At 61.2% G+C, this 20,362-nt stretch carries 19 protein-coding genes; 5 read left to right on the top strand and 14 right to left on the bottom strand.

Going from position 1 to position 20,362, the window contains the following annotated elements:
* Nucleotides 1-7: 7 nt before the first annotated feature.
* The 14 genes from SH292x_RS17660 to SH292x_RS17595 form a co-directional block, all read right to left on the bottom strand.
* A complete protein-coding gene (locus tag SH292x_RS17660) occupies nt 8-403 on the bottom strand; it encodes a type II toxin-antitoxin system VapC family toxin (protein WP_442482338.1) in 396 nt (131 codons plus the stop codon).
* Entirely contained in the window at nt 400-660 is a 261-nt protein-coding gene (locus tag SH292x_RS17655) for an antitoxin family protein (RefSeq protein WP_442482337.1), read from the bottom strand. The genes SH292x_RS17660 and SH292x_RS17655 overlap by 4 nt, the downstream gene beginning before the upstream one ends.
* Before the next feature lie 39 nt (nt 661-699).
* Complete coding sequence (aspS, locus tag SH292x_RS17650) at nt 700-2,472, bottom strand: aspartate--tRNA ligase (protein ID WP_442482336.1); 1,773 nt, start codon at nt 2,470-2,472, stop codon at nt 700-702.
* A gap of 114 nt (nt 2,473-2,586) precedes the next feature.
* Nucleotides 2,587-3,615, bottom strand: a complete 1,029-nt coding sequence (locus SH292x_RS17645; protein WP_442482335.1) for an NAD-dependent epimerase/dehydratase family protein — start codon at nt 3,613-3,615, stop codon at nt 2,587-2,589.
* A gap of 167 nt (nt 3,616-3,782) precedes the next feature.
* Nucleotides 3,783-4,319 carry an REP-associated tyrosine transposase gene (locus tag SH292x_RS17640; RefSeq protein ID WP_442482334.1) on the bottom strand — a complete coding sequence of 179 codons (537 nt, stop codon included), beginning with the start codon at nt 4,317-4,319 and terminating at the stop codon, nt 3,783-3,785.
* Nucleotides 4,320-4,471: 152 nt separating this feature from the next.
* Complete coding sequence (locus tag SH292x_RS17635) at nt 4,472-6,229, bottom strand: fatty acid CoA ligase family protein (protein WP_442482333.1); 1,758 nt, start codon at nt 6,227-6,229, stop codon at nt 4,472-4,474.
* Nucleotides 6,230-6,441: 212 nt separating this feature from the next.
* Nucleotides 6,442-8,208, bottom strand: coding sequence for a flotillin family protein (locus SH292x_RS17630; protein WP_442482332.1), 1,767 nt, complete (start codon nt 8,206-8,208; stop codon nt 6,442-6,444).
* Between the two features lie 60 nt (nt 8,209-8,268).
* Nucleotides 8,269-8,829, bottom strand: coding sequence for a hypothetical protein (locus SH292x_RS17625; RefSeq protein ID WP_442482331.1), 561 nt, complete (start codon nt 8,827-8,829; stop codon nt 8,269-8,271).
* A gap of 221 nt (nt 8,830-9,050) precedes the next feature.
* A complete protein-coding gene (locus SH292x_RS17620) occupies nt 9,051-9,983 on the bottom strand; it encodes an ATP-grasp domain-containing protein (protein WP_442482330.1) in 933 nt (310 codons plus the stop codon).
* Nucleotides 9,984-9,992: 9 nt separating this feature from the next.
* Nucleotides 9,993-11,453 (bottom strand): sulfatase family protein, encoded by a 1,461-nt coding sequence (locus tag SH292x_RS17615; protein ID WP_442482329.1) that lies wholly within the window; start codon nt 11,451-11,453, stop codon nt 9,993-9,995.
* Nucleotides 11,454-11,532: 79 nt separating this feature from the next.
* Complete coding sequence (locus tag SH292x_RS17610) at nt 11,533-12,084, bottom strand: hypothetical protein (RefSeq protein ID WP_442482328.1); 552 nt, start codon at nt 12,082-12,084, stop codon at nt 11,533-11,535.
* Between the two features lie 117 nt (nt 12,085-12,201).
* Nucleotides 12,202-13,119 (bottom strand): hydroxymethylbilane synthase, encoded by a 918-nt coding sequence (gene hemC, locus SH292x_RS17605; RefSeq protein ID WP_442482327.1) that lies wholly within the window; start codon nt 13,117-13,119, stop codon nt 12,202-12,204.
* 11 nt (nt 13,120-13,130) lie between these two features.
* Entirely contained in the window at nt 13,131-14,090 is a 960-nt protein-coding gene (locus tag SH292x_RS17600; protein ID WP_442482326.1) for a DUF502 domain-containing protein, read from the bottom strand.
* An 81-nt stretch (nt 14,091-14,171) separates the two neighbouring features.
* Nucleotides 14,172-14,987, bottom strand: a complete 816-nt coding sequence (locus SH292x_RS17595; protein ID WP_442482325.1) for a ComF family protein — start codon at nt 14,985-14,987, stop codon at nt 14,172-14,174.
* Nucleotides 14,988-15,171: 184 nt separating this feature from the next.
* On the opposite strand from SH292x_RS17595, the gene SH292x_RS17590 reads away from it, so the two are divergent.
* The 5 genes from SH292x_RS17590 (at nt 15,172) to SH292x_RS17570 (ending at nt 19,737) form a co-directional block, all read left to right on the top strand.
* Nucleotides 15,172-16,311, top strand: a complete 1,140-nt coding sequence (locus SH292x_RS17590; RefSeq protein ID WP_442482324.1) for an LptF/LptG family permease — start codon at nt 15,172-15,174, stop codon at nt 16,309-16,311.
* Nucleotides 16,312-16,426: 115 nt separating this feature from the next.
* Nucleotides 16,427-17,623 (top strand): M20 metallopeptidase family protein, encoded by a 1,197-nt coding sequence (locus SH292x_RS17585; RefSeq protein ID WP_442482323.1) that lies wholly within the window; start codon nt 16,427-16,429, stop codon nt 17,621-17,623.
* 29 nt (nt 17,624-17,652) lie between these two features.
* Nucleotides 17,653-18,786 carry a carboxylate-amine ligase gene (locus SH292x_RS17580; RefSeq protein WP_442482322.1) on the top strand — a complete coding sequence of 378 codons (1,134 nt, stop codon included), beginning with the start codon at nt 17,653-17,655 and terminating at the stop codon, nt 18,784-18,786.
* 71 nt (nt 18,787-18,857) lie between these two features.
* A complete protein-coding gene (locus tag SH292x_RS17575) occupies nt 18,858-19,319 on the top strand; it encodes a MarR family winged helix-turn-helix transcriptional regulator (protein ID WP_442482321.1) in 462 nt (153 codons plus the stop codon).
* Nucleotides 19,320-19,341: 22 nt separating this feature from the next.
* Complete coding sequence (locus SH292x_RS17570) at nt 19,342-19,737, top strand: DUF1398 domain-containing protein (RefSeq protein WP_442482320.1); 396 nt, start codon at nt 19,342-19,344, stop codon at nt 19,735-19,737.
* Nucleotides 19,738-20,362: the final 625 nt, after the last annotated feature.

Here is a 20,362-nt window from a genome sequence, read left to right as displayed (position 1 = left end):
TGGTCGCCTACGGCTTCACCGTCGCAATACCAAACTGCCGGAAGTGGTCATCAAGTGCGAGCGTTTCAGTGATGCCGAGGCGTTGCATCACTGCGTAGCTGGTACAGTCCGTGAAGCTCCAGTCCTTGTCCGTGAACCGACTGTAAATGCTCCAAGCACTCAGGAAATCTTCCTCGGTAACCCAGTGAAGGCGGCAGATAGCCTCCGATAAGAGGTCTGGGCAAAAGCGATTGGCAATCTCTCGGCAGCCACGAGCTCGAAACAAAGTACATAGCTCGTCAAACACAAAATTGGTCGTGAGCAGGTGGTCGCTGTGGGCCGCGAACAGCGAGCGACACGCGTCGTGGGCTGGGTCTTCCTGAACGAAGGTTGCAAACCAAAATCCGGTGTCGACGAAGATCATTTCTTCCAACCGTAGAGTACTTCGTCGTGGTTTTTGGCTGACCAGCCGTCCTTGTTTTCAGGCTGCGGAAGTTTATCGATGTCGTCGAATAACTTCCTAATTGCTAACCGTTTTGCCTCGATCTCAGACGCTGAATCAGCTTGACCCGCGGCATCGACATCGACGGTGACAGTCACCCTCGACTGGTCGGGTAACGATAACGGCGTTAAAGGCCGCAGTACTCCGTTATCATAGATGGCGTCGATTTGAACGTTCATAGCTGTATTGTACCTCGGTGGTTGCCGACGTGCCAACTTCTACGAATCCAGCTTAATCCCCAGCTCCTTCAGCTGCTTCTTGTCCACCGTGCCGGGGGCTTCAGTCATCATGTCGGTTGCCTTCTGCGTCTTGGGGAAGGCGATGACGTCGCGGATGTTGTCGAGGCCGCCGAAGAGCATGACCACGCGGTCGAGGCCGAGGGCGAGGCCACCGTGCGGGGGCGCGCCGTAGGCCAGTGCGTCTAAGAGGAAGCCGAAGCGGTCGCGGGCGGTTTCGGTGTCGATGCCCAAGAGGCCGAACACTTTGCTTTGCGTTTCGGAGTCGTGGATACGGATGGTACCGCCGCCCGCTTCGTAGCCGTTGATCACCAGGTCGTACGCCTTCGCGCGGCACTTACCGGGGTCCGTGTCCAACAGCGGGACGTGATCTTCAAGCGGCGCGGTGAATGGGTGGTGCATCGCGTTCCAACGCTTCTCTTCGGTGTCGTACTCGAACATCGGGAACTCGACGATCCAGCTGAAATTCATCTCGGCGGGGTCGTAGAGCTTCATCTCTTCGCCCACCTTCTTCCGCAGGGCGTATAGCACCTTGCAGGTGGTGGCCCAATCGGCGGCGGAGAACAGGATGAGGTCGCCCGGTTCGGCGTTCAGACGCTTGGCGAACTTTTCGAGCAGCTCGTCGCTGAAGAACTTGGCGATCGTCGAGCCGAGCTTGCCATCGTCTTCGCAGCGGAACCACGCGAGGCCCTTTGCGCCGTAGTTCTTCACGTACTCGGTCAGACCGTCGATACCACGGCGGCTGTAGGTGTCGGTACCCTTCTTGGCGTTGACCGCGCGGACGAAACCACCCTCGGCCGTCACCGACTTGAACACGCCAAAGTCGCTCTCGGCGGCGAGGTCGGTGCAGTCGACGATCTCCATGTCGAACCGCAAGTCGGGGGCGTCATGGCCGTAGCGTGTCATCGCTTCGTCGTACGTCATGCGCGGAAGTGGCAACTTCAGATCGATGCCGAGCACTTCCTTGGCGAGCTTCTGCATGCAGCCGTCGATCATGCCGATCACGTCGTCGGCGTCGACGAAGCTCATTTCAAGGTCGACTTGCGTGAACTCGGGCTGGCGATCGGCGCGAAGGTCCTCGTCGCGGAAACAGCGGGCGATCTGCACGTAACGGTCGTAGCCCGCAATCATCAGGATCTGCTTGTAGAGCTGCGGCGACTGGGGCAGGGCGTAGAAGTTGCCATTGTGCACGCGGCTTGGCACCAAGTAGTCGCGAGCTCCTTCGGGCGTGCTGCGGCCGAGGATGGGCGTTTCGACGTCGAGGAAGCCATTCTCCTCGAAGTAGTCACGCATCCCTTTGGTGATGCGATCGCGGAGGATCATCGCCTTCTGCATCTGTGGACGACGCAGGTCGAGATAGCGGTACTTGAGCCGGGTGTCTTCGCCAGGAAGCTCGGTGACTTTCTCTGAAGGCGAGACCGGCGGGGTCTTCGCCTTGTTGAGCAGCGTCAGACCGGTGGCGCGGAGTTCGATGTCGCCGGTCGAGAGTCGAGGGTTGTGCTGACCCTCGGGACGCTCGGCTACTTTGCCCGTGATCTGCACCACGTACTCAGCGCGGAGTTCTTTGCTCGCTTCGATCAGGTCGGCCGGCGTGTCGGGGGGGCTGAACGCGATTTGCGTAATGCCATAACGGTCGCGAAGGTCGACGAACAGACCGCCGCCGTGATCGCGGTAGCTATCGACCCATCCGCAGAGGGTGACTTCCTGGCCAGCGTGAGAAGAGCGGAGTTCGCCACAAGTATGGGTGCGTAACATTTGGGAATAGCTGAGTGCGGAGTGCGAAATGGCCAGGCAATACGGACCGCTGGCAAGGTTAGCCGAACCGGCGATTGTAGTTGGCGCGGGAAAAACGGGCTAGGCGACCACGTTTCAGCCTGTTTTCAGGCCACCTTCGGCGATCCATTGGCCCAGCCGCTGCATTCCCGCTTCGGTGGAAATGCGGGGCGAGTAGCCCAGGTCGCGGCGGGCGGCACCGATGTCGAACCAGTGATCGGTCGCGAGCTGCAGGGCGACGAACCGCGTCATGCGTGGCTCGTCGTCCCACTTTCGTGAGGCCCAGTAGGCGAACTCCAGCACCGCGCCGACCGAGTAGGCAGCACGTTTGGAGATGGATTTCTGGACCGGAGGCAAGTCGGCGAGTGCCAGGATGTCGTCGATCCATTGCCAGCACTCGACGGGGTCGCCCTGACTTAGGAAGTACGCCTTGCCCGCCGCCGGCGAGTCGGCGGACGCGAGCGCGTCGGCCGCCAGCAGGTGGGCCTCGGCTGCGTTCTCGACATAAATATTGTCGACGAGGTTCGCCCCGCCACCGACACGTCGGAGCTGACCGGTGCGACCGCGCTCGATGAGCCGCGCAACTAAATGATGATCGCGTGGTCCCCACACCAAGTGAGGGCGGAGCGAGCAAGTTCGAAGCGTGCCACCACCTTCGACAGTCTCGCCACTCGATGCGAGAACCATCTGTTCGGCGATCGCTTTGGAGTGCGGGTAGTGCGACAACCAGCGGGCAGGGTAGGGGGCCCCTTCGTCGATGCCGCGCTGGTCGGTGCCGGCGAACGTCACGCTGGGGCTGCTGGTGAACACGAGCCGCTCGATGCCCAGCTGCTTGCAGGCGGCGAGGATGTTCATCGTGCCTTGGATGTTCGCGCGAAAGTAGTCGATCCACTTCCCCCACACGCCCACCTTGCCCGCCACGTGCATCACGCAGTCGACCCCTTCGCAAGCGCGGAGCACGTCAGGCAGGTTCGCAAGATCGCCCTGAACCATCTCGACGCCGATGGCCGAGAGCTCGGGGTAGTCACCACGCGCAAGCCCCCGCACCGAGTCGCCCCGGGCAAGGAGTTGTTCGACGATGTACCGACCAAGAAAACCGGCGGGGCCGGTGACGAGGACTTGCATTTAGGATTTATGATTTGGGATGGATGATTTAGTACATCTTGTTCCCACGCTCCGCGTGGGAACACACTGGTGGACCGCTCTGCGGTCATTCCTCACAACATTTCCGTACCGGCCGCGGAGCGGCCACCCATGCGTTCCCACGCAGAGCGTGGGAACGAGGGTGGTGGTTATCTCCAATCTGTGGTGACATTGATCAGACCTCCGTGTCCGAGGTAGTTGCGAGCACTCGAATAACGCCAATGCTCGGGTAGATCGACGTAGCCCCGCTTCACGGGATTGTTGTGAATGTACTCGATCTTCTGCTCCATCATCTCGTTATTCGAAATCTGCTTAGGTTTACTGCCCTCTTCCCAGAACTGAAAGTCGCGATCTGTTTTGTGGGCTGGTTTGCTGTAGGAGAATTGATCCAACAATGTCTTCGCATTGGCCTGCTTGAGCAAGTCAATTAGTTTCCGAGCGGTGAACGACTTGAAGTCTCCTACTTCCTTCACCAAATTCTCACTGGCTCCTATGAAGTGTACGTGATTCTCCAATATCACGAAGGCGAAGAGCTCTAAACGGTTGTTGTCTTGAAGGTAAGTCCATGAATCGAGGACGATCTGAACTGCCTCGGGGCGGGTGAATACCGGGAGCCAATCAACTACGGTGCAGGTGAGGAAGTGTGGATAGGCGGTGTCGTAGATTTTATAACGCGTACGTGCCATGCTTGCCCCAACATTCATCTTGTTCCCACGCTCTGCGTGGGAACACACTGCCCGACCGCTCCGCGGTCATTCACTACGACACTAATTGTTAATTCTAGTACGGGCCGCGGAGCGGCCACCTATGCGTTCCCACGCGGAGCGTGGGAACGAGGTTATTGTTTCTTCAGCTTCTTCGCCGCCCACTCGGCTAGTTGCTCGCGATTGATTTTGGCGTTGTGGCGGATGTCGGTGGGGAGCTTGGAGTGGATGAGAACTGTCGGGAAATCGGTGAAACTTGACTCGCCGTACCACATGTTGGGTAGCCGCGGTTCGATTGCGCACCAGCGGTCCCAAAGGTCGCTGGGTTTCGTGATCAGTCCGGGGTGCTTTCTAAGTTCAACGACCAGTACCGGCTGAATTTTGCCGTCCCGCTCGCAACCCACTAATGCGGATTTGCTTACCTCGGGGAATGTGTTGACGACTTCCTCAATCGAGGCGGTATACAAGTCGCCATCGCGATGCCGCACCCGCTGACTCTTCCGTCCGCAGTACCAGAAGCGGCCTTGTTCGTCGAGGTAACCGACGTCGCCCATGCGGTGCCAGACCGTTAGGTCGTCTCTGATTTTTGAGAGGTGATTGTGGTCCGTGGCGGGAGTAGTAGCTTCCGAAACCCCCGACTTCCGTCGGGGGCTGGGGGTTAGGTATTCGCGACTAACTTGCGGGCCGCGGACGATCAGTTCGCCGATTTCGCCTTGAGGGAGCTCTTCGGTTTCTTCAATCGTCGCGATGGGGTCGTCGGTGATGCGGATCACCCGCCATTCGACGCTCGCGACTTTGTGACCCACGCAGACGCCGGCGCCTTCGCGGGTTTTCTCGGCGGTTTCGGTGAGGATCTCGGTGGCGTCGATCGACGAGACCGGCAGGCACTCGGTCGCTCCGTACGGCGTGTGCATGTCGGCACCGGGGGCGATGTACTTGAGCGTCCGCTGGATGATTTCGGCACTCACCGGCGCGCCGCAACTGTAAACGTGCCGAAGCGATGGAATCTGCTCGGCCGACTGTTGGCAGTGTCGGCTCAGCTTGTCCCACACCGCGGGCGAGGCGAACGACTGCGTGACTTCGAAATCGTTTGCGGCGGCGAGCAGCTTCTTGGGGTCGGCGCTCGCCGGGCGGCTGAAGTCCATGTCGGGGAAGACGGTGGTGATGCCGAGCGCGACGTTGAAGAGACCAAAGAGTGGGAAGCAAGCGAGGTCGACGCTGCCGGCTTCGAGTCCGTACATCCGATGAATCTCGGCAAGCTGCGTGGCGAACGTCTCGTGGCGATACACCACACCCTTGGGAGGCCCCGTGCTGCCCGAGGTGAAGACGATGGCGGCGGGGTCGTCGGCGGTGGTGTGGGGGAGCGTGGCGTGAGAGTTCCTTCCGAGCTTGGCTAAACCGAGAAGCGTTAGGCCGAGCGGGAGGATGGAGCTGCCGACGGTGACGTTGAGTTTGGCGTTTGGGAACTCTTTCCGTTTCGCGATGCGAAGTAGCTGGCCGATGGGGATCGCGACGAAGCCTTCGGGTTCGGTCGCCGCGAGACATCGCACGATATTCTTCCGCCCCATGCCTGAGTCAACAAGCACCATCGTCGCGCCGCTGCGCAATAGCGCGAACACCAGCGTGACGAACTCGATGCTCGGTTTCACCAGCAGCGCGATGCGAGTACCAGGACGCACGCCGAGTTCCATGAGGCCCTTGGCGTAGGTGTCGGCATCGTGGTGGAGACGCTCGTACGTGATGGCCGGGTGAGATGCCCCGTGTGCGAGCTTGATCCTCTCCTGCGGACTCGCGTGCCGTGATCTCCCCGCATCAATGACGGCCCAGGAATCGGGGCGCTCGGCGGCTTGCTGCGTGAGGCTGTCGGCGACGTTGACGCGTGGCTTTTCCATCGAGCCATTTTGCAACGAGGGCCGCGCCGGGGAAAGGTGGAGATGGATTGCCGCGAAAAGGCACGAAAGAACACAAAAATTGAAAGTGCGCGAATACGTTCTCTTAGTGCGTTATCGTGCCTCTTTGTGGCTATCTAAACTCCACAACGAAAATAGCCCCGACCAAGCTTGGTCGGGGCTATTGGGGAGTTGGGATCTATAAGCGTCGCGAACTAGCGGGGTTTTCCCTTGGGGCCGTCGCCTTCGAGGTCGATCGTGGCGACCGAGCCATTCGTGGTGGCGGCGGCCTTCACCGGTTCGTCGCGGCCGCTGGCGCTTTCGCCGGCGAGCTTCGCCAGGGCGTCGGGGATTTCGACGCCGCCGATGTCCTTCATCACTTGCAGCATTGGGGGGAGCGTGCCCGCCATGCTGTGTAGGAAGTCGGCGGTGCTGCTGCGGCCGTTCGAGCCCTTGCCGTTTTCCCAGACCACGATCTTGTCGAACTTGATGTTCGAGATCGCCTTGGCGCTGGCCTCGGCCAGGTTGTCGAGGTGTTCGAGCATCATGAGCTGGAACGCTTCCTTCGCGCCACCGCACGCCTCGACGATCAGCTTGAGGCCTTCGCCCTTCTTGGCGAGGATCTCGTACTGGCCGCGGGCCTCGGCTTCGAGCTTGGCGTAAATCGCGGACGCTTCGCCCATTGCTTCGAGTCGACGCTTCTCGGCCTCGGCTTCGGCCTCGACCACGATGCGGGCCTTCTCGGCTTTCGCCGGAGCTTCGAGCTCGGCACGCTTCTCGGCTTCGACGCGCTCGGCCTCGGCCATCGCGGCCTTGGCCATCGCGCGGTTCTGGATCTCGATAACCGCGGCCTCGGCTTCTCGCTTGCGCGATTCACCCTTCTCGTAGGCTTCGGCTTTCTCGACCAAGAGCGTGGCTTGCGACTTGGCGACCTTCGCCTCGGCGACGTTTTCGCCGTCAACCGCCGCGGCGTTGGCTTCGGCCACCGCGATACGCTTGTTCTGCTCGGCCTGCTTCACTTGCACTTCGCGCTGGAACTCGGCAGTGCGTTCGCCAACCGTCTGTTCTTTAAGCATGTTGGCCACTTGAACGGCCCGGTCGCGCTCGGCGGCCTTCTCGCCGATCACTTGTTCCTTTTCGAGCTCGGCGATGCGAACCGACTGCTCACGCAGGGCTTCGCGGGTACCGATTTCACGGAGCTTCTGGGCGTTAGCGACTTCGACGTCTTTCTCCCGCTCGGCGTTGGCGACGCGAATTTCACCCTTGCGATGCTCGTCGGCGACGTCACCGCGGGCTTGCTGGATGGCTTCGCTCGCGGCCTTTTGGCCGATGGCGTCGATGTAGCCCGACTCGTCGGTGATGTCGGTGATATTCACGTTGATTAGGACGAGGCCGATCTTCTTGAGCTCGGGTTCGACCGAGTTTTGAATGTGCGTGAGGAACGAATCGCGATCGCGGTTGATGTCTTCGATGCCCATCGACGCGATGACTTGGCGAAGCTGACCGAAGATGATTTCCTCGGCCATCTTGCGAATGTCGCCGGTGGATTTCTTCAGCAGGCGAATGGCCGCTTGTTGCATGATCTCGGGCTCTTTGCCGATGGCGACCGTGAACACGCTGGGGACGTTCACACGGATGTTCTCGATCGAGAGAGCACCGCGGAGCGGGATTTCGATCAGGATCGGGTCGAGGCTTAGGTAGGCGTACTCCTGGACGGCCGGCAAGACATAAGTGCCGCCACCGTGGATCGTCGTGGCGCTGGTGCCACTGGGGGTGAACATACCCCACTTCACGAGCACCTCGTTGCTGCTGCACTTCTTATAGAGTGCCTTGATCAGCATGATGGGGACCATCACGAACACGAAGATGCCAACCGCGAACACGATGGCCCAGCTTATCAGTGTGCCAATCCATCCGTCTGTGGGAATCGAGAATTCGGCCTGCGCCACGAGCGGCGTGAAAGCGTCTAAAAAGGTGTTCATGGTAGTGCCCCTATTGGTACGTGATGTCGAAAGTGGTGTGCGATAATGGGTGGTGCTAAGTTACTCGCAGCGCATGACGCGGACGGTTTCGCTGTCGACGATGTCGGTCACCAGGACCGATTCGCCCGTGGTGAGTTTCTCTTCCTCGTCGGTGAGGGCGAGGTACTCCACGATGCGGCCTTGCATGGCGAACTGAATTTTGCCGCGTCCGGTGTTGCCGCCCGGAATGGGAATGTAAACGGTAGCGGTGAGGCCCACCGAGTTGTGGATGTCTTGCGTGCCGCTCGATTGCAGGCGGTAGATTTGTTTGTAGATCCAGTAGACGCCGTACAGCGAAGCGAGGCCGGCGATCACCCCCACGGTGGTAGCGGTGGTTTCGCTGGAGCCCGACTTGAGCATTGCCATGCCCACGAGGCCAAAGAACGTCACAGCCGCGGCGATGGTGCGTAGCGAAAAGAGCTCGTAGAACAACGAGCCCCCCGACTCGCCCTGCAAGCCGCTATCGTCGACGCCCGGGTCGGCTTCACCGGTGTCAACGCCGTCGTCTCCAGCCACGAGCATCATCACCAACTGAATGGCGAAGAACACGCCACCCAGGACGGCGGAGTAGATAAAAATCATGGGTAGCATTCGAGTTGCCCCGTAGTAAGGCGGAATACAGAACTATGCGTTGCGTTGAGAGAAGTTCGCCGGTCTTGGGGCGATCTTGGCAAAAATCGTCCCCACCGATTGTGCCGCCAGGGACGATTCTACCGCGTTTGCAGAACCGGGGGGAGCTAGCGGGGACGCGCCACCGGCGGACACGGAGGGCATGGCCCTCCGGCTAGTAAGTAATAATGGAGTTAACGCACCGCTTTTTCGATCCAATGGAGCACGCGCTGCGAAACGTCGACCCGTGTCGCGCCAGCTAGCGCTCGCCATCCTGGGACGGCGTTTACCTCGATCGCGAATAGTCGGCCGTCGCGCGCGGGGAGCAAGTCGACGCCCGCAAGTGGTGCTCCGACGGCGGCGGCCGCGCGGTGGGCCATGTCGAGTTCGGTACTGGTGGGCTCGTACGCCTCGGCCTTCGCGCCGCGGCTGACGTTGGTCCGCCAGTCAAGCGGGTTGCGACGCCGCATCGAGAGTGGCTCGTCACCGATTAGAAGAACACGGACGTCGTATCCTTCGTGTTCAACGAACTCCTGGAGATAGAGCACGCCACCTAGCTGCTCGACGAGCTTGAACGCGCGGAGTGCGAGCGCCTCGTCGGCCAGCCGCGTGATGCCACGGCCCTCGCCTCCAAATATCGGTTTCATTACCACGTCGCCATCCAGCTTGTGAAAAGCCTCCATCGCGGCGTCGGCTGTCTGGCAGACGATGGTTCGCGGTACGAGCAGGCCCGCGCGGGCGAGTCGGCTGGTGGTCAGGTACTTATCGACCGCCGCTTCAATGGCCTTCGGCGGATTGATGACCAGCGCGCCGGCGGCCTCGAGGCTCGCGAGCGCGTCCATTCGAAACACGACTTGCTCGAGCGACCCCGCCGGCATCGTGCGGACGAGAATGCAGTCGGCGGTGGAAAGTGGGCGGTGGGCAGTGTGCAGTGCGTACGGTTCGTGTGAGCCGGGCCGTCCCCGGCCCCGGATGCTCAACCCTGTCTCGACCTCGATTCCATCGCTCGTCACGCTCGACTGCAAACGACTGAAAGGCATCGGCTCGATCGTGTGTCGATCGCCCGCGGCGCGACGCAAGTCGCGGAGGTACCAGGTGTCGGCGGAACCGAGAAAGGCGATGTGCATGTCGAGCTTTTACTGAGCTGCCGCTCGCTGGATTCGGCCGGGTGGCCGCTTGTTCGTGCCCTTGGTCTTGGTAAGCGTGTCGCCAAGGTCACGGCGTGCAGTGGCAGCCATCTCGCGAAGGCGCTCAACGATCTCGGGGTGCTTCTCTGCGACGTTGGCCGTTTCGCCAGGATCGTTCTTCAAGTCGAACAGCTCCTCACCGATTCGAGCCTGCGAGTACTCGACCGTCGCGCCGCCCGTTCCACCCGCCCTGCCATCCAGCGTGCGGTACTGGTGCGGCAAGTGGAGCTTCCACTGACGGTCGCGGACGGCGCGGAGTTCGCCATCGTAGTAGCAATAGAACGACTCGTGCGGGCTTTGGGCATCGGCCTCGCCAGTGAGTAGCGGCCAGAGGTTCTTCCCGTCAATCGTGCGGTCGCTCGGCACCTCGGCGCCGATCAGCGCCGCGACCGTGGGCAGTACGTCAATCGTTGAGGTCAGCTCGTCGCACTTGGTCCCCGCGGGGATCTTGCCAGGCCACCGCGCCACGCACGGCACGCGATAGCCCCCTTCGAACATCGTCCCTTTGCCCTCGCGAAATAGCCCGGCTGATCCGGCGTGCTCGCCATAGCTCAGCCACGGACCATTGTCGGAGGTGAAGATCACGAGCGTATTGTCGTCGATGCCGCACTCTTTGAGCGTGTCGAGCACCTGACCCACCGACCAATCCAGCTCCATGACTACATCGCCAAACAGGCCGGCACCGCTCTTGTCTTTGAACTTTTCCGATACAAACAGAGGCACGTGGACCATCGTGTGCGGCAGGTAAAGGAAGAATGGCTTCTCACGATTCTTGCGAATGAACTCCACCGCCCGCTCGGTGTAGTCGGTTGTTAATTCTGCTTGATCTTTCCCGGTCACTTCGGCATTGACGATCTGTTCGTTCTCATACAGCGGTAGCGCTGGAAAGCCCCGCTTGCGCCCCGCGGCGTCGGGTGGAAGGTCGACATAGTCAGGATGCTGCGGCCACATATCGTTGGAGTAGGGCAGGCCATACCACTCGTCGAACCCTTGCCGCGTGGGAAGGAACTTGGGCGCATCGCCCAGGTGCCACTTGCCATAGATGGCGGTGGCGTAACCTTTCGTTTTACAGACTTCGGCCAGCGTGATTTCGTCGGGATTCAGTCCTTGGCGAGCACGCGGCCCAAACGCACCACGGATACCCACTCGCTCCGGATAGCAACCGGTCATCAGCGCGGCTCGCGAAGCACTGCACACGGCGGTCGCCGCGTGAAAGTCCGTGAGCACCATCCCCTCGGCCGCCATCCGGTCCAAATTCGGCGTCGAATAATCCTTGGCACCAAACGGCCCGATGTCGGCGTAACCCATGTCGTCGATAAAAATGACAACGATGTTGGGAAGCTTCGGTTCGGCCGCCGATGTGAGGGCGGTGGTGACAAAGGCAGCTGCGAGTAGAAGGAGAGTTCGCATAATCTAATCGTTGACGTCGAGTATTGGTGCTGCAGGCGAACAGGCGAAGCGTCCATTAGACCACATCGAGCCCCCGGCGTTAGTCGGGGGAGCCAGATTCGACACTCCATCGGGCTAGCGGCTTGGGCTGTCGATGCAGCACGTAATGGACGGCGGCTCTAACCGCCCTTTCGTCCGGCAGCGTCCGTTTCGAGCCGTTCTGGGTCCACCAATTCTGCTTGCGGCCGGCATTCCGAGTCAGCGCGCGGCTAGCATATGCCTTCAAGTCTTCGAGCACCCGATCAAAACATGTCGGTTCTCTAAACCCCAGCACCGCGTGAAAGTGATTGTGCATGACGCTGCACGCGATTAGATTCCAACCACGGTACGCACAGGTCTCTTGAAACTGCCGAATAACGACCGTTGCTTCGGTGGAAGTGAAACTCACGGCCGACTGTTTCAGCAAGGTCGCCGCACTTTGGTGCAGGCCAGAAATCGGAGGCTCCCACGGTTCGCCGACTTCGTCGTGTTCGAGCCGGCTGGTGGTGAGAGGGTCGGTCGGGCGATGGTCGCGGACGCTCGTGACCGATCCGCGAGGGTCGCCCGGGAGCCAGGTGCCGTACGTCGTGCTGGTGAAGAGGCCGTGGATCATGCGTGCACCTTAAATGCCCGAGATGGTGGACGCAAGTGTACTTCTGAAAAAGGGAGGAAAATGGGTGCGAAGGGCTGCTCCGCCGACTTACGTCGGCGGCTCGATGGTGGAAATTGCTTACTCTCGCTCTTGAACGAGCGCCGCGGCTCCTTGTGCCAGCAAATCGTCTCCCACGCGCAGCCCAAGTTCCTCGGCAGCTTCTGGTTGGTCGCGGGACTGCGAAAACAAAGCGTCGGTGCCGTCGGCGCTGAGGATGATGGCGGTAAGTTCGAGTTCGCCTTCGTCCAGCTTCGCGTAGGCACCGATTGCGGCGAGGCAACCTCCTTCGACGCGGGCCAGCATCGTTCGCTCCGCAACTACCGCGGCGTGTGTGACAGGGTCGTTGATCGCGGCCAGCGCGTCGCGAACCTCGGTGTCGTCCACGCGGCATTCGAGGCCGAGTGCTCCTTGGCCCGGAGCCGGCAGCATTTCATCGAGAGGAATCGCCAATAGCATCCGGCCTTCGAGCCCCAGTCGCTTGAGCCCCGCGGCAGCGAGCACCACCGCGTCGTACTCCCCGGCGTCGAGTTTCTTGAGCCGCGTGTCGACGTTGCCGCGAATATCGAGCATCACGAGGTCGGGGCGATGCCGTAGCAACTGCGCGCGCCGTCGAAGGCTACCGGTTCCCACGCGAGCACCGAATGGCAGGCCCCCGATCGTATCGGACAGTGGAGAGATGATCGTGTCGTTGGGCATCTCGCGCTCGGGGACCGCAGCCAGTACCAATCCGGGAACCGGTGTGGTGGGCAGGTCCTTGAGACTGTGCACTGCAAAATCAACACGCTCGTCGACGAGTGCCCGCTGGATTTCTTTGGTGAAGAGCCCCAGGCCGCCGATCTCGCCCAGGCTGTGTGTTTGGTCGATGTCGCCGGAGGTAGTGATCTCAACGAGCTCGACGTCGTGGCCAAGTTGTACCAGCCGCGCGGCGGTCCACTCCGCTTGCCAGCGGGCGAGCTTGCTGCCTCGTGTTCCTAGTCGCAGCACGCGCTTCGCCACGGTTGGTACCTCTATTCACTCACCGGTTTGCGATTGGGGCCGGCAACCGGGTGGGCGGCGTCGGCAGAAAGTTGGCGGTCGCGGGCTTCCATGAGCGACGGACTTTGGTGCGGCGGCACGACCACGCCGCAACTGACGATAAACTGGATCGCTTGGTCCATCGTGATGTTTAGGTCAACCGTCTCGCTCTTGCGCACCGTCATCGTGAACCCCGTGAACGGCATCGGCGATGTCGGCACCAGCACACTCAGCACCGGTTCGTTGGCCGCGGCGCTGATGTCCATCATACCCTCACCGGTGACCATGGCCAGCGACCAAATGCCACGCCGCGGGTACTCGATCGCCACGACGCGAGTCGCCTTGACCTGCGTGTCGGTGGTCAGCATGAAGTCGGTCACTTGTTTGACCGAGGAGTAGACGTTGCTTACCAGAGGCAATCGAACAATTAGCCGCTCGAATTGCGCCCAGATGAACCTTCCAATGCCGGCCGCCAGGAACTTGCCCAGCAGATAGAGCACTAGAATCAGTACGCCCAAGAAGACAGGAATGATGTACTGCCGCTGCAGATATTCCTGATTGATGTACTCGCGGTAAATGACTTCCGCATCTTTCGACGTGCTCCGGCCCACTTTCTTGGCGACCGCTTCGTAAACATGTAGCGGTACGTACCGTTCGTCGGCGGTGCGGACGTAGAGGCCATCGTCGATGACAAACTGATTCGGTTGGCCCTCGACCGGCTCGGCGTCAACTCGGTCGGGCTGGATATCGGTGGTGTATTCTTCCAGTGCCCAACGAGCCGTCTGCTCCATCGGCACCAGCATGTAGGTGATAACCGTGTTGAACACCCACACGAAGATGACAATCGTCAACAACGGGGGCAGCAACACCGCAGCACCGCGCAGCACCGCACGGCGAAACGGATCGAGCGGCCGCTTAGGAGGATTTAAGGTGATCGGCGGCGAATTGGCCATGGGCACCACGCGGGCGGATAGGCGGAGGGAATGCGCGGGGCAGTTTCTTTCCTGATCGTCAGGCCTTGCCACCCGCGAGCACTATTGTCCCGACATTTCCTCGGCGGGCAAGCGCGGGGCCTGGGCGCTATGCGAATCCTCGGCAGAACTGCGCGCGATCGCCACCACCGTCACCCGATCGGCCCCACCAGCGAGCAACGCGCGAGTGGCTTCGGTGACGGTCGAACCGGTTGTAAGGATGTCGTCTACCAGCAGCACGTTCGCCCCCGACAGCCGATAACCTCGCGCCAAAGCGAACGCGTTGCGGACGTTCTTCGCCCGCTCGGTATTCGACAGCGTGAACTGGGGCAGGGTGTTCCGCCGTCGCGCGAGCAGCCCACTGGCTAGCGGAACCTCAAGCTCTTGGGCGACCACGCTTGCCATCGTCGCCGGCGAGTTCGTCATCCTCCGCAGCCGACGCCACCAGTGCATCGGCACGGGGCAGACCACATCAAACGCCGCTTGTCGAAGTGCGTCGCCGTGGACTTCGACCAGCCGGTGGGCGAGCGCGATGGCCGACAGCTCCCCGTGGGGTTTCTTGGCCCTGAGCAATTGTTCGCGAAGCAGGTGCTCGTAGGGCCCCAGCGTGATGGCCCGCTCATAGCGCGTACGCTCACCGCCGCAGTGGCCACACGTTTTTCCAGTTGGCAGCAGGTAAGGAACGGATCGCCCGCAGCCTCCGCAGCAGGGCGGCGTGAACTCAGAAAACTCCTCAATGCACGCCGAGCAGTACGCCGCGGGGCCGCCATCCACCAGCGCCTCGCCACACGCCACGCAGGCGGGCGGGAACAATAGCTCCAGCAGTCGCAAGCGACTGCCACCGAGTTGGCGGCGAACTGATAGCAGGCGAGGCATCATGGGTGCAAATCCGTGGGAGTGCTAGCAGTTTACTTGGAGCCACCTGCCTTTGCACGCAGTTCGCCGAAAAGCAGGATGTGGCAAACTCGGGCTGCTTGCGCGGCGAGGGCAATCGCCTTGACGGTGCTTGCAGGGTTTCGCTACTGTCCCGCGTTTCCCCGTCTCCATTCGGCGAGCGCCCGACATGCTGCGAATCATCGACCGTTACATGCTGACGCAGTTCGTGCAGATCTTCGTGATTTGCTACCTCAGCCTGACGGGCCTGTTCGTGGTCATCGATGCGTTCACGAACATCGACCACATCATCACGTTCGCCAAGTCCCAGGGCCAAGGACTGTTGCGCGTGGTGGCCGAGTACTACTCGTACCGCGCCATCGCGATCTTCGATCAAACGAGTGGTATCCTCGCCCTCGTGTCGGCGATGTTCACCGTCACCTGGATCGAACGCCACAACGAACTCACCGCACTGATGGCCGCCGGCGTGTCCCGGTTGCGCGTGCTTCGGCCCGTGATCATCGCGGCGCTACTCATTGGCATCGCCGCCGCGGCAAATCGCGAAATCGTGATTCCCCAAATCCGCGAGCACCTGGCCGTCGACACACGAAACCTCGGCGGCAACCGCGGTGAGGACATTTACTCTCGCTACGACAGCAAGTCCGACATCCTCATCAATGGCGACCAAGCCATTGTCGCCACCCAAACCATCGCGCGGCCAAGTTTCATCCTGCCGTCGCACCTCTCGAAGTACGGCAAGCAAATCGCGGCCTTCGAAGCTCAGTTCGTCCCCGCCGAAGGCAACCGCCCGAGCGGCTATTTGATGTCGGGCGTCCGCGTGCCCACCGACCTCAAAGACAAGCCATCGTTGTCGATGGGCGATCAAGTGGTCATCGTCACGCCGCACGACGCTAGTTGGCTGCGGACCGATCAGGTGTTCGTCGTGAGCGAGGTCGACTTCGAACTGCTCACCGGCGGCGCGGCGTGGCGGCAGTTCGCGTCGACATCGGAACTCGTCACCGAACTACGTAGCCCCAGCGTCGACCTGGGTAACGATGTTCGCGTCGCGATTCATTCGCGATTGCTCCAGCCATTCCTTGACGGGACACTGCTGTTCCTCGGCCTGCCACTGATTGTTTCGCGGAGCAACCGCAACCCATTCGTGGCCATCGGCATGGCGACGGCCGTGGTCGCGCTGTTCTTCACGGTATCGCTTGGTTGCCAGTCGCTCGGCAACTCGGGTTGGCTACGGCCCACGATGGCCGCATGGTTGCCACTCATCGTTTTCTGCCCCATCGCGGTTTATCTGGCCGATTCGCTCCGTAAATAGCGAGCACGTTTGGCACTCCGTTTGCTGCCATGGGTTATGATAACAGTAGCGGGTGCGCGCTATCGCTCGTGCCGCGCGCTGCCATCGACCTTGAACTTGGCGCAATCGGAACGGCATGAACGACTGGCATCAAACGCTCTGGGAAGCCGTAGATCGCCGCGCGGACGAACTGATCGCTGTTCGTCGTCACCTGCATGCGCACCCCGAACCAAGCGGCGAGGAGTTCGCTACCACCGAGTACCTCCGCGATCGCCTCATTGAGTCCGGCATCACGGCCACCGTACCAACGCACGGACGTGGGCTGGTGGTGGACAGTCGCGATCAATCGGCCAAGCGGCGGGTAGCAATGCGCGGCGACATCGACGCCTTGCTGCTCACCGACCAAAAGCAAGTCGACTACCGCAGTCGGACTGCCGGCGTGATGCACGCCTGTGGTCACGATGCCCACGCCACCTGCGCCTACGGTGCAATAGTCGCACTGCACGATTTGGCGATCGCGGGAAAACTTCCGGGGCCAGTCACATGGCGAGGGTTGTTGCAGCCAGCCGAAGAAACCGCGACCGGCGCGGCGGAGATGATCGCCGCCGGGGCACTCGAGGGCGTGCACAGTATATTCAGCTTGCACGTCGATCCATCGCGGCCGGTGGGTACGGTGGGAGTTCGCCCCCGCACGTTCACGGCCCACTGCGACGCATTCCGCGTGGAAGTCGAAGGAGTCGCGAGCCACGCCGCAAGGCCTCACTTAGCCAAAGATCCCATCGCCGCCGCCGCGCAGTTCGTCAACCTATTGTACCAGCAAGTGCCGCGTGGCCTCGACAGTCAGGACGCCGCGGTGATCGCCATCACGCAGATCCATGGTGGCAGCGCGTCGAACGTGATCCCCGATCGCGTCACCATGGCAGGCATGATCCGCGCGCTCGGGAGCGATGTCCGCAACCACGTGGTGGGCCACGTCGCGCAGCTCGCCGAGTCCGTGGGACTGATTACTGGCACCAAGATCCAAACTGACTTCGGAGTTCACATCCCAGGCGTCGAAAACGACCCCCGCCTCACCGATTTGATGGCCAACGTCGCGGGGTGTCTCCTGGGGACCGACCGCGTTCAGTGGATCGAACGGCCCAGCATGGGCGGGGAAGATTTCGCGTTTTTCCTTGAGCAAGTCCCGGGTGTCATGTTCCGCCTGGGGTCAGCACGCGACAATATATTGGCAAGCGGTTTGCATACTCCTCTGTTCGATATCGACGAGCGTTGCCTCGCCATTGGTGCCAAACTACTTGCAACCGCTGTCGTTGAGGCTTCGATCGACAGCTAACCGCCATCACCCCAGCGGGAACCTTATCCATGGCGAAGATTGAATTCACCAGCAACGATCGTCCTACCGTTGGTATCGAGCTCGAACTCGGCTTGGTCGACGCCGAAACCATGGCGCTCACCAGTGCGTACCAACGCGTCGAGCAAGCCCTGCCCGCTGGAACGACCGGCGTCAAGCACGAACTGATGCAGTGCGTGCTCGAAGTCAACACCGACGTCTGCGAAACGATCGACGATGCCCAGGCCGATCTTTCCGCAAAGTTGCGTGCCGTGGAGTCGGCCTGCGAACGGAGCGGAGTCTCGCTGTGGTGGGGAGCCAGTCATCCCTTCTCGCTGTGGGGCGAACAACAAGTAACCAACAACGAGCGGTACCTGGGCCTCGTCGAGATGCTCCAAGAAATGGCACGCCGGCTCATCACGTTCGGCATGCACGTCCACGTCGGCGTCGACTCGGGCGACAAGGCCGTCATGATCTGCGACCGATTGATGAGGCATCTCCCCACGCTGCTCGCCATCAGCACCAGCAGTCCCTTCTGGGAAGGCCGGCCGACAGGCTTGCAATCGTTTCGCTCCAAGGTGATGGAAGGGCTGCCAACCGCTGGCCTGCCGACGCTCATGCGGAACTGGAGCGAATACGTCTGGCTCGTAAACCACATGGTCGACACCGGGTTCATTAACACCATTCGCGAAATCTGGTGGGACGTCCGTCCGCACCACAACTTTGGCACCGTCGAGGTCCGCGTGTGCGACATGCCCGGCAACCTCGACCACTCGCTCGCCATCGCGGCGCTGATTCAGTGCCTCGTTCAGTCGCTCTCGGACGACATCGACGACGGGGCGTACCAGCACGATTGCCATCCTATGATGGTCCGGCAGAACAAGTGGCGTGCCGCGCGGTTCGGCATCAGCGCCGAGCTGGTGGACTCGTTCACCTACGAGCCCGAGCCCGTGGTAGAAATCGTCCCCAGGTTAGTCGAGATGCTCGGCCCCACCGCCGACCGACTTGGCTGCGCGCCCTGGCTGGAACGCTGCGAGCGGTACACGCGCGAAACGAGCTGGTCGCGGCGGCAGCTCAATCTGTACGAAGAAACCAGCGACCTCTCCGAAGTCGTCCGGCGAATGACGGCCGAGTCGCGCGTGACCGAGCCCGTCAGGCTTGGGTAAGTGTTCCACAAAGCTATTGACACTTCCCTGCCGTTGTCGTATGGTTTCCTAGGAAACTATCGGAGGCGGGGATGGCCAAGAAACGAACCACTAGTGATCTCGACACCCATCTCGGGTACTGGATGCGGTACGTCTCGAACCACGTATCGCACGCCTTCGCCCAGAAGGTCGAGGCTAAGGGCGTCACGGTCGCCGAGTGGGTGGTGCTCCGCCAGCTCTACGGCGCTGATGGCCAAAACCCAAGCGAACTCGCCGAGCAACTGGGCATGACCCGCGGGGCGATCTCGAAGTTGGTCGAACGTTTGCACCAAAAACAGCTAGTCGTCCGCAAGTCGGTCGTTGGCGACGGGCGTTATCAAACCATCGAGCTCACGCCAGCGGGACGGCGACTCGTGCCAACGCTCGCCAAACTCGCCGACGCGAACGACCAAGCCTTCTTCGGTCATCTCAGCGAACGCGACAAGAAACTACTCACCACCGTGCTGCAAGACATCGTCCGCCGCAACGGCTGGAAGCAGTCACCGATCGAATAACAACATCCCACTTGGAGAACCGATGAGCCCTGAACTCACCACCGTGATGCAATCGTGCGCCGACGGATCGCTTGCCGGAACGCTCAACTTCCCCCAGATCGTCGGGCAACTGATGGCCATCGGCGTCGAACGCTACCACGCCGACTACAGCCGCCAGGAGATCACCTACTACATGCCCACCGGCGACTCGCTGGTCGTGCCCATTCTGCATCTACCGCACGAAACAGGCGACGCGTTCGATACCGCGGCAATCGCCTCAGCCGTCCGCCAATCGCAAGCCGGCGAACACACCTACCTCGACTTCATCCGCAAAACCATGACCGCCGGCTGCGTCGGTTACTTCGTCTTACTAACCGGCCGCCGAGTCGACTACCTAGGCCGCCGCGGCGAAACCCACACGGAACACTTTCCTCAATAGTGGAACGAGCCTCGTGGGGTAAGCATCCTGCTTGCCATCTTCGGCGAGCCGGAAGCGTCAGCGCCCGGAGTGAAGCAAGTGAAATCGGGTGGCACGGACTTTCGGCCGATTAGCGCCCCGTCACTTCGAAGATCCACCCCGGCCGATTGTCCGTGTGCGCAGCACAAGAGGCCTCGCCGTGTTCTATCATCGGCCCCGCTGCAGGCAGCGAACTTGAACTCAGCCGCGGAGCGGCGACAGCGCATAGCCAGGGGCGCGAGCCCCTGGTGGGATGTGCAACGCGTGATCGTTAGCCGCGGAGCGGCGACATCGAACCAAAACATGCAGGGAGCTTTAAGCGCGTGTCATTTTGAGGGGAGTAGCACGACCCGAAGAATCTCCCCCCGTGCCAAGCCTAAAGAATGGCAAACGAGATCCTTCAGTCGCTAAGGCTCCCTCAGGATGACACTGGGGGCAATGTGCTCCGTTCGGAAGGACACAGAGACTCCGTACCATGGCCGCCCCGGCCGTGGCCAACATTACACTCGCGTCAATACACGGCCGAGGGGGCCATACTACCTGCATGCGCATCGCGTCTTCGCGCCTTGGCGTGATAAATAAAAACCGCTTTGCCAACCAATCACAC

This window comes from Aeoliella fuhlenseeensis (genome assembly GCF_052161615.1).
In the GTDB taxonomy this organism is placed as follows: domain Bacteria; phylum Planctomycetota; class Planctomycetia; order Pirellulales; family Lacipirellulaceae; genus Aeoliella.
This window is presented reverse-complemented; position numbering and strand designations above follow the sequence as displayed.